The sequence below is a fragment of the Streptomyces sp. TRM49041 genome, from assembly GCF_008271805.1.
Classification (GTDB): Bacteria; Actinomycetota; Actinomycetes; order Streptomycetales; family Streptomycetaceae; genus Streptomyces.
Window position 1 is genome coordinate 21,938 of record NZ_VSRY01000107.1, and the last position, 16,158, is coordinate 38,095.

The 16,158-nt window shown below is 71.7% G+C and carries 20 protein-coding genes; 16 read left to right on the forward strand and 4 right to left on the reverse strand.

The genetic code is table 11. The features are described from left to right. Window positions 1-168 precede the first annotated feature (168 nt). Together FVS66_RS12840 and FVS66_RS12845 are read right to left on the reverse strand one after the other, a co-directional pair. Window positions 169-1,197: a LacI family DNA-binding transcriptional regulator gene (locus FVS66_RS12840; RefSeq protein ID WP_149181319.1), complete on the reverse strand. Its 1,029-nt coding sequence runs from the start codon at window positions 1,195-1,197 to the stop codon at window positions 169-171. 24 nt (window positions 1,198-1,221) lie between these two features. Next, the gene (locus FVS66_RS12845; RefSeq protein ID WP_149181320.1) at window positions 1,222-2,016 is read right to left on the reverse strand and encodes a response regulator transcription factor; all 795 of its coding nucleotides are present in this window, start codon (window positions 2,014-2,016) and stop codon (window positions 1,222-1,224) included. A 281-nt stretch (window positions 2,017-2,297) separates the two neighbouring features. Here FVS66_RS12845 and FVS66_RS12850 point away from each other — a divergent pair, with 281 nt between their 5' ends. The 8 genes from FVS66_RS12850 to FVS66_RS12880 all read left to right on the forward strand — a co-directional run bounded on the left by FVS66_RS12850 (window position 2,298) and on the right by FVS66_RS12880 (window position 7,559). After that, window positions 2,298-3,209, forward strand: coding sequence for an alpha/beta hydrolase (locus FVS66_RS12850; RefSeq protein ID WP_149181321.1), 912 nt, complete (start codon window positions 2,298-2,300; stop codon window positions 3,207-3,209). A gap of 16 nt (window positions 3,210-3,225) precedes the next feature. Next, complete coding sequence (locus FVS66_RS12855) at window positions 3,226-3,480, forward strand: MoaD/ThiS family protein (protein ID WP_149181322.1); 255 nt, start codon at window positions 3,226-3,228, stop codon at window positions 3,478-3,480. Further along, window positions 3,416-4,732: a hypothetical protein gene (locus FVS66_RS12860; RefSeq protein WP_399225453.1), complete on the forward strand. Its 1,317-nt coding sequence runs from the start codon at window positions 3,416-3,418 to the stop codon at window positions 4,730-4,732. Before FVS66_RS12855 ends, FVS66_RS12860 begins: the two co-directional genes overlap by 65 nt. Before the next feature lie 141 nt (window positions 4,733-4,873). Further along, window positions 4,874-5,563: a DUF2993 domain-containing protein gene (locus tag FVS66_RS12865; RefSeq protein ID WP_149181324.1), complete on the forward strand. Its 690-nt coding sequence runs from the start codon at window positions 4,874-4,876 to the stop codon at window positions 5,561-5,563. A 201-nt stretch (window positions 5,564-5,764) separates the two neighbouring features. Beyond that, window positions 5,765-5,845 (forward strand): putative leader peptide, encoded by an 81-nt coding sequence (locus FVS66_RS36805; RefSeq protein WP_350203226.1) that lies wholly within the window; start codon window positions 5,765-5,767, stop codon window positions 5,843-5,845. Window positions 5,846-6,000: 155 nt separating this feature from the next. Next, window positions 6,001-6,846 carry a sulfurtransferase gene (locus FVS66_RS12870; RefSeq protein WP_149181325.1) on the forward strand — a complete coding sequence of 282 codons (846 nt, stop codon included), beginning with the start codon at window positions 6,001-6,003 and terminating at the stop codon, window positions 6,844-6,846. Between the two features lie 36 nt (window positions 6,847-6,882). Next, on the forward strand, window positions 6,883-7,170 hold the full coding sequence (locus FVS66_RS12875) for a DUF1416 domain-containing protein (RefSeq protein WP_149181326.1): 288 nt from the start codon (window positions 6,883-6,885) through the stop codon (window positions 7,168-7,170). A gap of 125 nt (window positions 7,171-7,295) precedes the next feature. Further along, entirely contained in the window at window positions 7,296-7,559 is a 264-nt protein-coding gene (locus tag FVS66_RS12880; RefSeq protein WP_149181327.1) for a DUF3099 domain-containing protein, read from the forward strand. A gap of 56 nt (window positions 7,560-7,615) precedes the next feature. Here FVS66_RS12880 and FVS66_RS12885 read toward each other — a convergent pair whose 3' ends face one another. Next, window positions 7,616-7,978 (reverse strand): DsrE family protein, encoded by a 363-nt coding sequence (locus tag FVS66_RS12885; RefSeq protein ID WP_149181328.1) that lies wholly within the window; start codon window positions 7,976-7,978, stop codon window positions 7,616-7,618. Between the two features lie 107 nt (window positions 7,979-8,085). Here FVS66_RS12885 and FVS66_RS12890 point away from each other — a divergent pair, with 107 nt between their 5' ends. The 6 genes from FVS66_RS12890 (at window position 8,086) to FVS66_RS12920 (ending at window position 13,137) form a co-directional block, all read left to right on the forward strand. Beyond that, entirely contained in the window at window positions 8,086-8,946 is an 861-nt protein-coding gene (locus tag FVS66_RS12890) for a hypothetical protein (protein WP_262386965.1), read from the forward strand. Beyond that, on the forward strand, window positions 8,943-9,719 hold the full coding sequence (locus FVS66_RS12895; protein ID WP_262386966.1) for a hypothetical protein: 777 nt from the start codon (window positions 8,943-8,945) through the stop codon (window positions 9,717-9,719). Before FVS66_RS12890 ends, FVS66_RS12895 begins: the two co-directional genes overlap by 4 nt. Then, window positions 9,716-10,834, forward strand: coding sequence for a hypothetical protein (locus FVS66_RS12900; RefSeq protein ID WP_316248180.1), 1,119 nt, complete (start codon window positions 9,716-9,718; stop codon window positions 10,832-10,834). Before FVS66_RS12895 ends, FVS66_RS12900 begins: the two co-directional genes overlap by 4 nt. A gap of 236 nt (window positions 10,835-11,070) precedes the next feature. Then, window positions 11,071-11,643: an FABP family protein gene (locus FVS66_RS12910; protein ID WP_149181329.1), complete on the forward strand. Its 573-nt coding sequence runs from the start codon at window positions 11,071-11,073 to the stop codon at window positions 11,641-11,643. A gap of 38 nt (window positions 11,644-11,681) precedes the next feature. Further along, complete coding sequence (locus tag FVS66_RS12915) at window positions 11,682-12,146, forward strand: transcriptional repressor (protein WP_149181330.1); 465 nt, start codon at window positions 11,682-11,684, stop codon at window positions 12,144-12,146. A gap of 10 nt (window positions 12,147-12,156) precedes the next feature. Beyond that, complete coding sequence (locus FVS66_RS12920) at window positions 12,157-13,137, forward strand: folate-binding protein YgfZ (RefSeq protein WP_149181331.1); 981 nt, start codon at window positions 12,157-12,159, stop codon at window positions 13,135-13,137. Between the two features lie 136 nt (window positions 13,138-13,273). Here the strand turns inward: FVS66_RS12920 and dtd are convergent, their stop codons facing one another. Then, window positions 13,274-13,699, reverse strand: coding sequence for a D-aminoacyl-tRNA deacylase (gene dtd / locus FVS66_RS12925; protein WP_149181332.1), 426 nt, complete (start codon window positions 13,697-13,699; stop codon window positions 13,274-13,276). 116 nt (window positions 13,700-13,815) lie between these two features. Here dtd and FVS66_RS12930 point away from each other — a divergent pair, with 116 nt between their 5' ends. After that, entirely contained in the window at window positions 13,816-14,484 is a 669-nt protein-coding gene (locus FVS66_RS12930) for an ABC transporter substrate-binding protein (RefSeq protein WP_149181333.1), read from the forward strand. A gap of 190 nt (window positions 14,485-14,674) precedes the next feature. Beyond that, window positions 14,675-15,937, forward strand: coding sequence for a GNAT family N-acetyltransferase (locus tag FVS66_RS12935; protein ID WP_149181334.1), 1,263 nt, complete (start codon window positions 14,675-14,677; stop codon window positions 15,935-15,937). Window positions 15,938-16,158 lie beyond the last annotated feature (221 nt).

The window sequence follows — 16,158 nt, forward strand, 5'->3', positions numbered from 1 at the left end:
TGAGAGCAGCCTGAGGACGCGCTAAGAGACCCGACAGAACCGCGTATGGCCGGTGTAAGGCCCCGCGCGCGGCAGCCGCACAGCCTTTTGCACGGCTTCCCGCCCTCGCACGGCTTCCCGCACAGCCTCGCACGGCTTCCCGCACGGCCCGCCGCCCGGGCTCCGCCCTTACGCGCCGTTGCAGCCGCAGCTGTGGCGGATCACCAGGGCGGAGGGGAACTGCTTGACCCGTTCGCGACGGGAGCCCGCGACCCGGAGGCCGTCGTCCAGGACCAGGTCGACGGCCGCGCGGGCCATGGCCGGGCGGTCGGACGAGACCGTGGTCAGCGGCGGGTCCGTCAGGGCGGCTTCCTTGACGTCGTCGAAGCCGGCGACCGCCAGATCGCGCGGGACGTCCAGCCGGAGCTCCCGCGCGGCCCGGAGCACGCCGATCGCCTGGTCGTCGGTCGAGCAGAAGATGGCCGGGGGCCGGTCCGGGCCCGAGAGCACCTTCAGGGCCAGCTCGTACGCGTCGTAGCGGTTGTACGGGGCCTGGAAGAGCCGCCCCTCCGTGGCGCGGCCGGCCTCCCGCATGGCGCGGCGCCAGCCCTCCACGTGATCAGCCACCGGGTCGCCGACCGCCGGGGTCGACTCCACGCCGCCCAGACACGCCACGTAGGCGTGGCCGTGTTCCAGGAGGTGGCGGGTCGCCAGCTGTGCGCCGCCGATGTCGTCCGTGACGACCGCGACGTCGTCGATGGCCTCCGGCCGCTCGTGGAGGAGCACCACGCGGGCGTCCCACGCCTCGATCTCCTGCGCGGCACGCTGGCTGGGCCCCTGGCTGACCAGGATCAGGCCCGCGACGCGCATGCCGAGGAAAGCGCGCAGATAGTGGACCTCGCGCTCGTCCCGGTAGTCCGAATTGCCTACCAGGACCATCTTTCCGCGGTCCGCCGCCGCCCGCTCCACCGCGTGTGCCATCTCCGCGAAGAACGGCTGCCGCGCGTCGGGGACGATCATGCCTATGAGGTCGGTGCGCCGAGATGCCATCGCCTGGGCGACCCGGTCGGGCCGGTACCCCAGCTCCTTGATGGCGGCGAGGACACGCTCGCGCGTGGCCGGGGCGACCGGCCGGGGTCCGTTGTTGATGACATAGCTCACGACCGCGGTGGAGGTACCCGCCAGTCGTGCCACGTCGTCCCGCGTCACCTTGGCCACGCGCGGCAGTCTACGCGGGGTGACCTACCTCTGGGCAGGTCGTACGGCGGCTTCCTCTGTTTCGTCGGCCTGCTCCATCCGGAGGACTTCCGGCGCGGCGCCCTTGGCACGGGTCTCGGCTCGCGCCTCCTCGGCCGCGCGCTCCACCTTCTCGGGCGCCACGAACCGGTACCCGACGTTCCGCACGGTGCCGATCAGCGACTCGTGCTCGGGGCCCAGCTTGGCGCGGAGCCGCCGCACATGGACGTCGACCGTCCGCGTACCGCCGAAGTAGTCGTAGCCCCAGACCTCCTGGAGGAGCTGCGCGCGCGTGAAGACCCGGCCGGGGTGCTGCGCCAGGTACTTCAGGAGCTCGAACTCCTTGAAGGTCAGATCCAGGACCCGGCCCTTCAGCTTCGCGCTGTACGTCGCCTCGTCGACCGACAGGTCGCCGTTGCGGATCTCCATCGGGGAGTCGTCGGTGGTGATCTGCTGGCGGCCCATCGCGAGCCGCAGCCGCGCTTCGACCTCGGCCGGGCCCGCCGTGTCCAGCAGGACGTCGTCGATGCCCCAGTCGGCGGTGACGGCGGCGAGACCGCCCTCGGTGACCACCAGGAGCAGCGGGCAGCCGGGCCCCGTCGAGCGGAGCAGCTGGCACAGCGACCGCACCTGCGGCAGGTCGCGGCGGCCGTCGATGAGGATCACGTCCGCACCGGGGGTGTCGACGAGGGCGGGGCCCTCGGCGGGCGCCACCCGCACGTTGTGCAACAGCAGGCCGAGTGCCGGAAGCACCTCGGTCGACGGCTGCAGGGCGTTCGTCAGGAGGAGCAGGGAACTCATCGCGTCCCTCCCTCAAGCTCTCGACGGAACTCGGGCACGGGGTGCCCCCATGCCTGGGTCGTCGTCCTGCTCGTCGTCCGGTCGTGCACGATCAGCTCGCCCATAACGTCGGTTCCTCCTCGGTCCGTGCGAGGACGTTTGCGGCACTGCTTCGTACGGCTTCGTACGCCGGCTCCCGCGCCCTGAGAGCCTTTGTTCACCTGCCTGTAACAACGGCGGGAAAACACAAAAGGACCCGGGGGCTGCTTTGCCCGGATCCTCTGCCAGCCAGAATAGCTCACATGAGTTCCAGGACAGAGGGTCCGTTTCACAGTGTGGATGTCTCATCGCTCACGCGCGGCCCTCTGGGCGAAACCTTGCGTATGTTTTTGCGGACTCCTGACGGTGTGCGGCTGGAGGCCCGGTACGAGCCGTGCGCGGCCGGACCGACGGACACGGCCGTCGTCGTGGCGCACGGCTTCACCGGCTCGGCCGACCGGCCCGCGGTGCGGCGCGCCGCGGCCGTCCTCGCACGGCACGCGGCGGTCGTGACCTTCTCCTTCCGCGGTCACGGCCGGTCCGGCGGGCGCTCCACGGTCGGTGACCGCGAGGTGCTCGACGTCGCGGCGGCGGTGGAGTGGGCGCGGGAGCGGGGCCACGCGCGCGTGGTGACGGTCGGCTTCTCGATGGGCGGGTCGGTGGTGCTCCGGCACGCGGCGCTGTACGGGGAGAAGCACGAGGGGCGCACTGATGCACGTACCGACGCCGTCGTGTCCGTCAGTGCGCCGGCGCGCTGGTACTACCGGGGTACGGCCCCGATGCGGCGCGTGCACTGGCTGATCACCGGGCGGGCCGGGCGGCTGGTCGGCCGGTACGGGTTCCGCACCCGGATCCACAACCGCGACTGGGACCCCGTACCGCTCTCCCCGGTCGAGGCGGTGCCGCTTGTCGCGCCGACGCCGCTGCTGGTCGTGCACGGGGACAGGGACCCGTACTTCCCGGTCGACCATCCGCGGATGCTCGCCGACGCGGCGGGCGAGGCGGGTGAGCTGTGGCTGGAGCCGGGGATGGGGCACGCCGAGAACGCCGCCGGTGAGGCGCTGCTGACGCGGATCGGGGAGTGGCTGACCTCGGGGCCGTCCCGGGGGGCCGCGTCGGAGTTGTCCACAGGGCCGTCTCCGGTGTCTGCGGCGTGGCCCATCATGGAAGCCTGACGAAAGGAGCCCTCCTATGGCAGCGGGAACCATCCGCTACTGGGCGGCGGCCAAGGCCGCCGCCGGTACAGCCGAGGAGCCGTACGCCGCGGAGACCCTGGCCGAGGCGCTGGACGCCGCCCGTGAGCGGCACCCCGGCGAGCTGGTCCGGGTGCTGCGGCGCTGCTCGTTCCTGGTCGACGGGGACCCCGTGGGCAAGCGTGGACATGAGACGGTACGGCTGGCCGAGGGCGGCACGGTCGAGGTGCTCCCGCCGTTCGCAGGAGGGTGAACCGAACAGCATGAGCAGCGATCAGCAGTACCCGTACGACCCGTACGCGGAGCCCGACGTCGCCCAGAGGTGGGAGGGCCAGACCTGGGACACCCACTACCAGCCGGCCGTCCAGCCCCAGGCCCATCCGCACACCCAGGCCCAGGCACATCCGCACGACCAGGCCCAGGCCCAGGCACAGGCCCGGCAGCCGGGGCACGAGGGGCCGGCCGACGCGACGATGTACCTGCCACCGCAGCAGGCTCCGGGTGCGTACCCGCTGCCGCCGGAGGCACCGGCACAGCAGCAGGCGCCCGGGTACGACGCGCCGACCTCGTATCTGCCGCCGGTCACCGACCAGCGGCAGTCGCCGTCCTACGGGCAGGCCCCGGCGCCCTCGTACGCGTACGACGCCCCGCGGCACGCCCGGCCGCAGCCCGAGGGCTCCGCCCCGGCCGCCGCAGCCCCCGCGGACACCGCCGAGTACAGCGTGCCGACCACGATGGGCAACGCCCGGATCACCGACGCCCAGCGCGCCCGGGCCGAGGGCCGGTCGCCGATCATCGACCCGGGCATCCAGCCCGCCGGGCTCACCGCGCTCCTCGCCGTCCTGCTGGCCGTGGGCGCGGCCGTCGGCCCGTACGGGCTGCTGGTCCCGCTGGTGCTGCTCCAGGCGGTCACCGCCGCCGGCTGGTTCCGGCTCAACGGCATGTGGCCCGCCCGGCAGGGCATCGCGCTGGCCTTCCTGGGCGGCGTCGTCGCGGATGCCGCACTGCTCGCCGCGGGCCGGGAACACGCGCCTGCCGCGATCCTCGGCACCCTCGGCGTCTGGGTGCTGCTGGTCCTCGTCCTCCAGCTGCGCAGCCACGCGGCGCCGGAGGAGCGGATGTACGGGCTGATGGCCACGGTCGCGTCGTCCGCCCTGGCCGTGGTCGCGGCCGGGTTCCTCGCCGCAGACCCGGACGCGGTCGTCGTGGGCGCCCTCGCGGTCGCCGCCGCGACGGTCGCCCGCGCGCTCCCGCTGCCGGGCGTGGCCTCCCTGGTGGTCGCGCTGTCGGCGGGTGCGGGCGCCGGTGCCGCGGCCGGTGCGGCGACCGGGTTCGGCGCGCAGGGCGCCGTACTGGGCTTCGCGGCCGGTGTGTGCGCGGCGATCGGGCTGCGGGTGGCCGCGTACGACTACCCGTCGCGGTTCGTGCACATGACCGCGGGGGTGGCGCTGCCGCTCGCGGTGGCGGCGCCCGCCGTGTACCTGCTCGGCCGCACTCTGGTGTGACGGGGCCCGGCCCAGGGTGAACCTCGTGTGTGGCGTGAGTGACGTCCGAGGCGATGGGGGAACCAATGAGTAACCCCGTACGTCGATCAATCACATCGTCGGGGGCCGGGCACGAACAACACGGGGGAAGACACCGAAGCCATGCGAGCACTGCGAATACTGCTGATCATCGCCGTCGTCCTCGGCGGGCTCTTCGCCATCGGCGACCGGCTGGCGGTAAGCGCCGCCGAGTCGGAGGCGGCCGAGCGCATTCAGGCCAATCAGGGCCTTTCCGGTTCGCCGGACGTCTCGATCAAGGGCTTCCCCTTCCTGACGCAGGTCCTCGACAAGGAACTGGACCAGGTCGACGTCGCCATGACCGGCGTCGAGGCGACGGCCGGCGGCCGCAAGGTCCGGGTCGGCGAGCTGAGCGCGGAGCTGCGGGACGTACGGCTGGAGAACAACTACTCGCGCGCGGTCGCGGCCACGGCCACCGGCACGGCCCGCATCGCGTACGAGGAACTGCAGAAGGCGTCCGAGAACGACGTGACCCTCGCCTACGGCGGCGAAGGCAAGATCAAGGTGACCGGCAGCGTCGAGGTCCTGGGCCGGAAGATCACGCGCAGCGTGCTGTCCACGGTCAGCGTCGTCGACGGCGACACGCTCCGGGTGCGGGCCGACGAGGTGCCCGGCAACGGCATTCCCGGCATCGAGGAACTGGTCCGCAAGCGCACGGACTTCGACCGGCAGGTCAGCGGCTTCCCGGCCGGGCTGAAGCTCCAGAAGGTCGAGGCGACACCGGACGGTCTCGCGGTCACCGTGGGCGGTCAGAACATAGTCCTGACGGGCTGAGAACGGGCCCTGCCACCCCCCTTTGCCCACATAGCGAGACATTGATGTCCGCACCATAGACGAACTGCGGGAACGCCCCCGGCCCCACCGGCTCCGAGCCGGTGCCGGGGGCGTTCGCATCCCGCTATTCGGATGATCGCGTCTCACTATGCGACACGCCGGTGACACGGCCGCCTGTCCGTCCCTACGATCGGACCCATGATGAAGCGACAGGCGGATCTCACGAAGCGGCGGGCAGTAGACCTGTGCCGCGTCGCCGCCATGCTCTGTCGCACTGTCTGAGCGGGGCTTCGAAGCCCCGCGTTTTTCGGCCCTTCGTCCGTAGAGGGCCTTCCCTGTGCCGTAGCCGCCCCGCACCCTCATACGCGTAGAGCGCTCGGCGCGACCTGCCCCATCCGCATCATCCCGCCGCAGACTGCCCCGGAGGAGAAGACAGTATGAGCCGCAGCGACGTCCTGGTAGACGCCGACTGGGTCGAGGCCCACATCGACGACCCGAAGGTCGTCATCGTCGAGGTCGACGAGGACACGTCGGCGTACGACAAGAACCACATCAAGAACGCCGTCCGGATCGACTGGAAGAAGGACCTCCAGGACCCGGTCCGCCGCGACTTCGTCGACCAGGAGGGCTTCGAGAAGCTCCTCTCCGCGAAGGGCATCGCCAACGACGACACCGTCGTCCTCTACGGCGGCAACAACAACTGGTTCGCCTCCTACGCCTACTGGTACTTCAAGCTGTACGGCCACGAGAGCGTCAAGCTCCTCGACGGCGGCCGCAAGAAGTGGGAGCTCGACTCCCGCGACCTGGTCGACGGCTCCGAGGTCCCGAACCGCCCGGCCACCGAGTACAAGGCCAAGGCCCAGGACACCTCGATCCGCGCCTTCCGTGACGACGTCGTCGCCGCGATCGGCAACCGGAACCTGGTCGACGTGCGCTCGCCCGACGAGTTCAGCGGCAAGCTGCTCGCCCCGGCGCACCTCCCGCAGGAGCAGTCGCAGCGCCCCGGCCACGTGCCGAGCGCCCGCAACATCCCGTGGTCGAAGAACGCCAACGACGACGGCACCTTCAAGTCGGACGAGGAGCTCAAGGCGCTCTACGCCGAGGAGCAGGTCGACCTGGCGAAGGACACCATCGCGTACTGCCGCATCGGTGAGCGCTCCGCGCTGACCTGGTTCGTCCTGCACGAGCTGCTCGACCAGGCGAACGTCAAGAACTACGACGGTTCGTGGACCGAGTACGGCTCCCTCGTCGGCGTGCCGATCGAGCTCGGCGCCAACAAGTAATCCCGCCCCGACCTGCGACCGAAGGACAGAATCGACATGTGTGGAGCACAGGCCGGCGGCCCCGACGCCTCCGCGATCAAGCCCGGTGAGACCACGATCCAGGGGCAGGTGACCCGCGAGGGCGAGCCCGTCACCGGCTACGTCCGGCTGCTGGACTCGACCGGCGAGTTCACCGCCGAGGTCCCGACCTCCGCGACGGGCCAGTTCCGCTTCTACGCGGCCGAGGGCACCTGGACCGTCCGCGCCCTGGTGCCGGGCGGCACGGCCGACCGTACGGTCGTCGTGCAGACGGGTGGCCTCGCCGAGGTCGCGATCGCCGTCTGACCGACGGCATCACCCAATACGGCCGAAGGGCCGCGCCTCCTGGGGGTTGGACGCTTTCCGGGACTTGAGGTGCGGCCCTTCGGTCTTGTCTGCCTTGCCGGCCTTGTCCGTCTTACGCTGGAACCATGTACGCACGGCGTCGGCACACGTACTTCGTGCTGATGGGCACCTGCCTGGCGCTCTTCGTCAGCGCATGGGCGTTTGTGCGCCTGTGGTCCGTGGAGGCCGCCGTCGGCATGGCGTTCGCGGCCATGCTGCTGCCGCCCCTCGCCGCCTGGGCGGCGAACCGGCGGGGCCCGGACGACCGCTGGTGGGACGACCCGTCCGGGGACCCGAAGTCCGACGAGTGGTGGGACGAACTGGACGGCAAGAAGAGGCCGCGCGAGTAGACGCGCGCGTCGGGGGGACGAGCGCGTCAGTGGACGAGCGCGCAGTGGACGAGCGCTCAGTAGACGAGCGCCTGGACGCCGTCCCCCATGACCTCGCTCACGAAGACCTGGGCGCCCGCGATCCGTACGCCCTCGATCACATCCTTCTCGGTGATCTCGCGCCGCGCCGCGCACTGGGTGCACAGCGTGATCCGCCCGGCCGCCTGGATGCCCTCGATGAGATCCGGCAGCGGCGCGGCGTGCGGCAGCTCGAACTCGGCCGCCCGTCCGGGCAGCGCGAACCACGAGGACTCCCCGGTCAGCCAGAGCGACACCTCCACGCCACTGGCCGCGGCGACCGCCGCCACCGTGAACGCCTGCGAGCAGCGCTCGGGGGCGTCGGCCCCCGCTGTCACCTTGATCACGAGCTTCTTCGCCATATGCGGAACTGTAATGCGCGTGCGTACAACCCTGATCTCCCTGTACATGTCACTGAGGCGTACAACCAATCGGAACGCATGCCTCTAGGTCTCGTGGGGGGACCCTCTTGGACACCGCAGAAAGACCGCCGGAGCCGGAGCCGCTGTCGCTGTCGCCGCAGCCGCAGCCGCAGCCGCCGACGCCGCCGGAGCCGCTCGTAGAGCCGCAGGTGCCGGTGAGCGCGACCGCGCCCGCGCCACGGCGCCGCTGGGGCCGTACGGCGCTGCTGATCGCCTCCGCGTCGGTCATCGGGCTCGTCGGCGGTACGGCCGTCGGCTACAAGATCCAGGCCGATCGCCCGCCGACACCGCTGCCCGCCCTGAGCCAGCCCGGACTGGCGTACCCGGCGAAGCCGCTGCCGAAGGGCCAGGAACCGGCCCCGCTGAGCGCCGCCGAGGACCGCCGGGCCAAGACGGACGGCGACCTGCGCAAACTGCTCGTGCCGAAGCCGAAGGGCGCGGAGGACGCCGACGGCTTGCCGGCCGACGGGACGTGGTCCGACCTCACCTCGTACGCCCTCACCTTCGAGAGCGACGACTACATGTTCGAGCAGCTCGCTGAGGAGGGGCTGCGGCGGGTCGCGGACATCGGCTGGGCCAAGGGCAACAGGACGACACTCGTCAGGCTCGTGCAGTTCCGGTCCGGGTACTACGCGGGTGCCGCCGAACACGCCGAGGGCCAGCGGGCTTACATGCCCTACTCGAAGAACGGCGCGGGCAACGGGGGCACCCTCCTGAAGGGCACCGCCGACGGCCGCTACTACGTGTACGACAAGCCGGACAGAGAGCCCGGGTACCTGCCGCTCTACAAGGCCAGGGCGGTCTTCCACCGCGGGGACGTGATGGTCGACATCTGGCTCTACGACACGAAACGCATCGCCGAGAAGGACATCCGCACCTTGGCCGAACGACAGCTGGAGCGCCTGTGACCACCGAGGAACCGAAGCCCCGTTCCCGTATGCGGCGCGTGCTCGGTGTCGTCCTCCCGGCGGTGCTGGTGCTGGGCGCTGTCGGCGGCGGTGTGGCGTACACGAAGAAGACGGTCGAGGGTGCGGACCGGACGGTGCCGACCACCCTGTGGGCGAAGGACGCGCCCGAGCCCGCGAAGGACCCGGCCGGCGACGCGCGCGTCAAGGGCGGGTCGTCCACGCCGATGAGCAAGCTGCTGCTGCCGGTCCCTGCCTCGTACCGGCTCGGCCCGGACATCGGCGAGTACGGCAACGACGGCGAGGTCAGCGGCAAGCAGGCCACTCAGCTTATGAAGGACGCCGGGCGCGGCCTCGCCGGCAAGGAGCGCCGCGACTTCGAGAAGCGGATCGAGAAGCTCGGCGTGCAGGGCATGGCGATGCGCTCGTATCTGTCGTCCTCGAACGACCTGCTGGTGCAGGTCCACATCCTCCGCATGAAGGACGAGAAGCGCATCCACGACGCGCACAAGCTCCGCGTCGAGCTGGCCGAGCTGCTGGAGTTCAAGAAGGGCCCGAAGATCGAGGGCCACAAGAAGGCCGCGTGCTACCTGGCCCCCTCCTACGACAGGGACGAGCACAAGTCGGAGCTGGCGGGCATGGAATGCATGGCGTACACCGACGGCATCCAGGTCACCATCACCGCCAACGGCACGAAGCCCTTCGACAAGTCCGAGGTGGCCGAACTGGTCAAGAAGCAACTCGACCACATCGCAAGCCCGGGGGAGTACGTATGAGCGAGCAGACCACCACCCCGGACACCGTGTCGACGTCCCCCGAGGCGGCGTCCGGCGACGTGACGCCGGCTCCGGCCGCCGAGGCGCCCGCGGCTCCGGAGGCCACCGCGCCCGTGGATGCGCCGCCCGCCGGGCCGGCCGCCGCGACACCGGCCCCGTCGGCGGATGCCGCGCCTGGTGAGGCGGTGCCCGCGCCTGGTGAGGCGGTGCCCGCGCCTGGTGAGGCGGTGCCCGCGGGGGCCGTGCCCACGGAGGCCGTGCCCGCGGAGGCGGTGCCGGCCGATGACGCGCCTGCGGAGGCCGTGCCCGTGGACGCGCCGCCCGCCGAGGACGCGCCGCCCGCCGTGTCCGGCCGCAGCGGCCGAGGGCGGAGGGTCGCGTGGGCCGTGGCCCGGTGGACCGTGGCCGCCCTCGTGTGCGGGGGGCTCGGGGCCGGGGCCGCGTATGGGATCGCCGGGATGGAACGGCACGAGGTGCCGGGGCTCGCCACCGAGAAGGACGGGCGCTGGGAGTACCCGAAGCTCTCGTTGCCCGCCCTGCCCGCGGGGGTCCCACGGCCGTTCAGCGACGGCAACAACGGCGAGAACCACTACGCCGACCTGCGGAAGCTGCTGCTGCCCGCCCCCGCCGGGGCCACGGTCGACAAGAAGCTGGCCGGCGGCTGGGTCACCGTCGACCAGTACCTCGCCGAGTACGACGCCGACAAGCGCCCCGCGCTCAAGCAGGCGCTCACCGACCACGCCGTACGGCACATCGCCGCCCGCGGCTGGACCATGCCCGACGGCACGGTCACCCGCGTCTACCTGCTCCAGTTCAACTCCGGCGCCTTCACCCGGGCCTTCCAGGACGACGACCTCGGGTTCGGCGGCTCCTCCGGCGCCGCCCTGCAGGGTGCCGCCGACATGGAGAACGACCCGCGCTGGACCCTGCCGGAGGAGATGGACACGTCCTCGTACGTGTTCCGGGAGACCGAGCCGTACGGCCCGGAGCAGACCCGGCAGGGGTATGTCGTCGCCGGTGACACCCTCGCCCTGGTCGTGCAGTCCAAGAAGGGCGGCACCCCGGAGGTGCCGTTCCACCAGACGGTCGTCCTGCAGAACCAGCTCCTCGGCTGAGCCGGGCGTACCTCACACAGAGGGCCGGGTCCCGACCCATTAGGCTGGGTCCCGGCCCCTGTATACCGTCCCACCGCCCACCGAGGAGCACCCCGTGCTTGAGGCTTTCTTCTCCGCCCTGCTGGTTCTGGTCTGCGTCGGCGTGCTCGCCTTCGCCGGGCTGACCGTGAAGAAGCTGTACCAGGGCCAGCGCTGACCACCCGCACCCGCACAGATCGCCAGAGCAGCCTGACATCATGATCCAGATCCCGTCCGACCTGCACCCGGACCTCGTCCCCCTCGCGTTCCTCCTCGGCACGTGGGAGGGCGCGGGCGTCTCCGACTTCCCCGGCGCCGAGAAGTGCAACTTCGGCCAGTCCGTGACGTTCAGCCACGACGGCCGGGACTTCATCGAGTATGTCTCCCGCTCCTGGGTCCTGGACACCGAGGGCAACAAGGTCCGCCCCCTGGAGAGCGAGAGCGGCTACTGGCGCGTCGCCAAGGACCGCAAGGTCGAGGTCGTCATGGTCCGTGACCAGGGCGTCGTCGAGATCTGGTACGGCGAGCTCGCCGAGAAGAAGCCCCAGATCGACCTCGCGACCGACGCCGTCGCCCGGACCGCCGCCTCCGGCCCGTACAGCGGTGGCAAGCGGCTGTACGGCTATGTCAACAGCGACCTCATGTGGGTCGGCGAGAAGGCCACCCCTGAGGTGCCGCTCCGCCCGTACATGTCGGCGCACCTGAAGAAGGTCGTCACGCCCGAAGAGGTCGAGGCCATGGCCAAGAGCCTCGGTGACCTGCCGGACGACGGCATCGCCTTCTTCAAGTAGCCCTGGTCATTCCGGTCGGTGCTCATACACTGGAGCGCGTGGTGAGCACCGACTGGAAGAGCGATCTCCGGCAGCGCGGTTATCGGCTGACCCCCCAGCGTCAGCTCGTCCTCGAGGCGGTGGACGTGCTGGAGCACGCGACGCCCGACGACATCCTGACCGAGGTCCGGAAGACCGCGTCCGGCGTGAACATCTCCACCGTCTACCGGACGCTGGAGCTACTCGAGGAACTGGGCCTGGTCAGCCACGCCCACCTCGGTCACGGCGCGCCCACCTACCACCTCGCCGACCGCCACCACCACCTCCACCTCGTGTGCCGGGACTGCACGGGCGTCATCGAGGCGGATGTCTCGGTGGCCGCCGAGTTCACCCGTAAGCTCCTCGACTCCTTCGGCTTCGACACCGACATGAAGCACTTCGCGATCTACGGCCGGTGCCGGGACTGCACGGAGAAGATGGACAAGGCGGACGGGACGGAAGAGGCGTCGAACACCGGGTCGTAGGCTGGACGCCATGCAGCGACATTCACCGACCAGCCCTCTGCTGTCCCTGCCCGGCGCCGTCCCCGCCGAGGGGCGGGACGAAGGTGTCGCCGCGCACTACGGCGACCCGTTCCGGGAGCAGCGCGCTCTCACCGCGGGCAGCGGCCTCGTGGACCTCTCCCACCGCGGTGTCGTCACGGTCAGCGGTGACGACCGGCTGAGCTGGCTGCATCTGCTGCTCACCCAGCACGTCAGCGACCTCCCGCCCGGCCGGGCCACCGACGCGCTGATCCTCTCCGCGAACGGCCACATCGAGCACGCCCTGCACCTCGTCGACGACGGCTCGACAGTCTGGGCGCACGTCGAGCCCGGTACGCAGGGCGCGCTCCTCGCCTACCTGGAGTCGATGAAGTTCTTCTACCGGGTCGAAGTCGCCGACCGTACGGACGACTACGCCGTCGTCCACCTGCCCGCCGGCTCCATCGCCGACGTGCCGGACGGTGTCGTCGTACGGGAGACCCCGCACGGCCGTGACCTGTTCCTGCCGCGCGGCGACCTGGAGGCGTACGCCGGGAAGCACGGCCCGCTCGCCGGGATGCTGGCGTACGAGGCGCTGCGTGTCGAGGCGCACCGGCCGCGGCTCGGGTACGAGACCGACCACCGCACCATCCCGCACGAGATCGGCCTCATCGGCAGCGCCGTCCATCTGCAGAAGGGCTGCTACCGGGGCCAGGAGACCGTCGCCCGTGTCCACAACCTGGGGAAGCCGCCGCGCAGGCTGGTCTTCCTGCACCTGGACGGCAGCGAGGTCCACCTGCCCGCGCACGGCGCCCCGGTACGGCTCGCTTCGGACGGTCCCGAGGGCAGGCAGCTCGGCTTCGTCACCACGGCCGTACGCCACTACGAGCTGGGCCCCATCGCCCTCGCCCTGGTGAAGCGGAACGTGCCGGTGGACGCGCCGCTGCTGGCGGGGGACACGGCGGCGGCACAGGAACCGGTCGTCGAGCCGTAGCAGGTCGGTGGTCGGTGAGCCGTGCCCGGGGCCGCGTCCGGTCACGGCTCGACCGGTCACGCGGTTACGCGGTCACCCGGTCACCCCGTCACCCGGTCACACCCGGTCACGGTTACTCGGTCACGCGGCTACTCGGTCACACCTCGACGAGCACGGTGAACGGGCCGTGGTTCGTGAGCGAGACCCGCATCTCCGCGCCGAACCGGCCCGTCGCCACCGTCGCCCCCAGCTCCCGTAGCCGCGCCACGACCTCGTCGACCAGCGGCTCCGCCACCTCGCCGGGCGCCGCCGCGTTCCAGGTGGGGCGGCGGCCCTTCCGGGCGTCCCCGTAGAGGGTGAACTGCGAAATCACCAGCAAGGGTGCATTCACGTCCGAGCAGGACTTCTCGCCGTCCAGGATGCGGACGGACCAGAGCTTGCGGGCCAGCTGCGCGGCCTTCTCCGGAGTGTCCCCGTGCGTGACGCCGACGAGGACGCACAGCCCCTCGCCGACGATCTCCCCGACCGTCTCGCCCGCGACGTCGACCCGCGCGCCGTCCACTCTCTGTACCACTGCTCGCATACCCCCCAACTTACCGAGGGCCGAACGGGTGCAGAGCACCTGCACATCGCATGCGGGAGTGGCACCATGCCTGTCAGGCGGTGCGCCTGAAGCACCGGTCGAGGGGACGGAACACCATGAGCACACCTGGCGCCGGGCAGACGCCCGGCCCCGCATCGATCACCTGTGCAGGTTCGGGTTCAGGGTTCGAGCGGTCCCGTCCGCCGATACAGCGGACCGCCGCCGAGCCCCCGACCGCCGGGACGACGAGGACTGTCGGGGCCCTCGCCGCCCTGGAGGCGGTCATGCCGCCGGGACCGGCCCTGGTGATCGACCTGAAGGCGCTGCGCCTCGACGAGCTGCGTGCGCTGCGCCGTGACTCGCACACCGACGAAGCCGATCTGAGCTATGTGCGGCGGCTGCTGCAGGGGCGGATCGACATCCTCCGCGCCGAGCTGGCGCGCCGCGCCGCGCCCGAGGTGCCGGTGGTGCACCGGCTCTCCGAGATCCTCGCCGACGCGCCGTCGCGGCGCCGACCCGGTTCGGCGCGGCACCTGACGCTGTCCACGCCGCGGAGCGAGGCGTACCGGGTGCTGGCGGCCGAGATGCTCGCCGAGGTCGAGCTGTCGGACCTCGACGCGCGTACGGACGAAGAGCTGCACGAGGCGATGGGCCGGCTCGCGCGCTACGAGCAGCAGGTGTCGCGGCGGCGGCAGGAGCTCCAGCGGACGGCGGACGACTGCAGCGCGGAGATCGCCCGCCGCTACCGGGAGGGCGAGGCCCAGGTGGACGACCTCCTGTCCTGACCGCCCGCACCGGCGCGGCTGACCGCCCGCACCGGTCTGCACCGGTCCCGGTCTGCACCGGTCCGCCCCGGTGCGCGCCGTGCCGTTCTTCCGGGTACGCCGCGCACCAGGTGGTGGGTGTGCGGTGGACGCGCCGCGGGCGTGGGAAACCCGGGTGCGCGGGGGTGGTGGTGCTGTCTAGCGTGGCGGCATGAGCTCCGGTGACCGTGACCACGTCGTCGTACGCACCCTTGTCGAAGGCGACTTCCCCGACTGGCTCCGTGCCCTGAACACAGGGTTTCTGCGGGCGCCCACCCCCTCGGACGAGGATGTGGCGGCTCGGCTGCCGTACCAGGACTTCACGCGGATGCGGGGCGCGTTCGACGCGGGGCGGTGCGTGGCGACGTACCGGTCGTTCGCGCAGGAGGTGACGGCCGTCGGGGGCGCCCCGGTGCCGGCGTGCGCGGTGTCGAGCGTGACCGTGTCGCCGACGCACCGGCGCCGTGGCCTGCTGGGGCGGATGATGGGCGCCGACCTGGCGGAGGCGCGCGAGCGGGGTGACGTGCTGGCGACGCTGATCGCCGCCGAGTATCCGATCTACGGCCGCTTCGGCTTCGGTCCGGCCAGCCGGCTGACCCGGTGGAGCGTCGACGTGCGCCGCACCGGCCTCGACCCGCGCTGGTCGGGCCCGGCGGACGGTGGCCGGATCGACCTGGTCGACGGCGGGACGGTCCGGAAACTGGGCCCGGAGCCGTACGACAGGGCCAGGGCCGTGCGGCACGGCATGGTGAGCCGCACGCCGCGCGACTGGGACCGCCGTACCGGCAGGAACGTACCGCCGAGCGAGCCCTGGACGGAGCCGTTCCACGCCATGTACCGCTCGGCGTCCGGCGAGCTGGAGGGGTATGTCACATATGCCTGCGACGACAAGTGGGAGGACAGCAAGCAGCCGCTGAACACCGCGACGGTACGGGACCTGATCGCGGTCACCCCGGCCGCCGAGCTGGCGCTGTGGCGGTATGTGTGCGCGATCGACTGGGTGACGTTCGTGGACAGCGGCGACCGTGCGCCCGACGACCTCCTGCCCATGCTGCTCCCGGACCCGCGCGCGGCCCGGGTGCTGACGTACGCGGACATGCTGTGGGTGCGGATCCTCGACGTCGTACGGGCGTTGGAGACACGGACCTACGGGACGTCCGGGTCGCTGGTCCTGGACGTGCGGGACGCGGCGGGTATGGCCGGCGGCCGGTACCGGCTGGACGCCTCCCCGGAGGGCGCGGCGTGCGCCCCCACCACCGCCTCGGCGGACCTGACGCTGGACGTCGGCGAGTTGGGGGCGCTGTACCTGGGCGACGAGTCGGTGGCGCGGCTGGTGGCGCTGGGCCGGGTCGAGGAGTCGACGGAGGGGGCGGCCGCGCGGGCGGATGTGCTGTTCAGGGCGTCACGTCGGGCGTGGTGCCCGGACATCTTCTGACGGTACGGAGGGGCCCGGTCAGCGGGTCCTCATCCGGAAGAAGGTGAACCCGCTCGCCGCCTCCGGCGTCCGCGCCGGCAGTCCGGCCGCCGCCGAAAGAGGCCCGCCGCCGGACGGAAGCCGAGCATGAACGCGACGCCGACGCCGAGGCCGAGGACGAGCCGAGGACGAGGGTGGTCGACAGCAGCTTGCGGGCGGCCAGGCTCGCGCCGACGTGCCCG

Bases quoted from the DNA above. Each gene is read 5' to 3' on its own strand.
- FVS66_RS12920 (WP_149181331.1), top strand. From the start codon at position 12,157: ATGCAGCGACATTCACCGACCAGCCCTCTGCTGTCCCTGCCCGGCGCC.
- FVS66_RS36805 (WP_350203226.1), top strand. From the start codon at position 5,765: ATGAAGCGACAGGCGGATCTCACGAAGCGGCGGGCAGTAGACCTGTGC.
- FVS66_RS12855 (WP_149181322.1), top strand. From the start codon at position 3,226: ATGGCAGCGGGAACCATCCGCTACTGGGCGGCGGCCAAGGCCGCCGCC.
- FVS66_RS12900 (WP_316248180.1), top strand. From the start codon at position 9,716: ATGAGCGAGCAGACCACCACCCCGGACACCGTGTCGACGTCCCCCGAG.
- FVS66_RS12875 (WP_149181326.1), top strand. From the start codon at position 6,883: ATGTGTGGAGCACAGGCCGGCGGCCCCGACGCCTCCGCGATCAAGCCC.
- FVS66_RS12880 (WP_149181327.1), top strand. From the start codon at position 7,296: ATGTACGCACGGCGTCGGCACACGTACTTCGTGCTGATGGGCACCTGC.
- FVS66_RS12850 (WP_149181321.1), top strand. From the start codon at position 2,298: ATGAGTTCCAGGACAGAGGGTCCGTTTCACAGTGTGGATGTCTCATCG.
- FVS66_RS12860 (WP_399225453.1), top strand. From the start codon at position 3,416: ATGAGACGGTACGGCTGGCCGAGGGCGGCACGGTCGAGGTGCTCCCGC.
- FVS66_RS12845 (WP_149181320.1), bottom strand. From the start codon at position 2,016: ATGAGTTCCCTGCTCCTCCTGACGAACGCCCTGCAGCCGTCGACCGAG.
- FVS66_RS12865 (WP_149181324.1), top strand. From the start codon at position 4,874: ATGCGAGCACTGCGAATACTGCTGATCATCGCCGTCGTCCTCGGCGGG.
- FVS66_RS12935 (WP_149181334.1), top strand. From the start codon at position 14,675: ATGAGCTCCGGTGACCGTGACCACGTCGTCGTACGCACCCTTGTCGAA.
- FVS66_RS12930 (WP_149181333.1), top strand. From the start codon at position 13,816: ATGAGCACACCTGGCGCCGGGCAGACGCCCGGCCCCGCATCGATCACC.
- dtd (WP_149181332.1), bottom strand. From the start codon at position 13,699: ATGCGAGCAGTGGTACAGAGAGTGGACGGCGCGCGGGTCGACGTCGCG.
- FVS66_RS12885 (WP_149181328.1), bottom strand. From the start codon at position 7,978: ATGGCGAAGAAGCTCGTGATCAAGGTGACAGCGGGGGCCGACGCCCCC.
- FVS66_RS12870 (WP_149181325.1), top strand. From the start codon at position 6,001: ATGAGCCGCAGCGACGTCCTGGTAGACGCCGACTGGGTCGAGGCCCAC.
- FVS66_RS12910 (WP_149181329.1), top strand. From the start codon at position 11,071: ATGATCCAGATCCCGTCCGACCTGCACCCGGACCTCGTCCCCCTCGCG.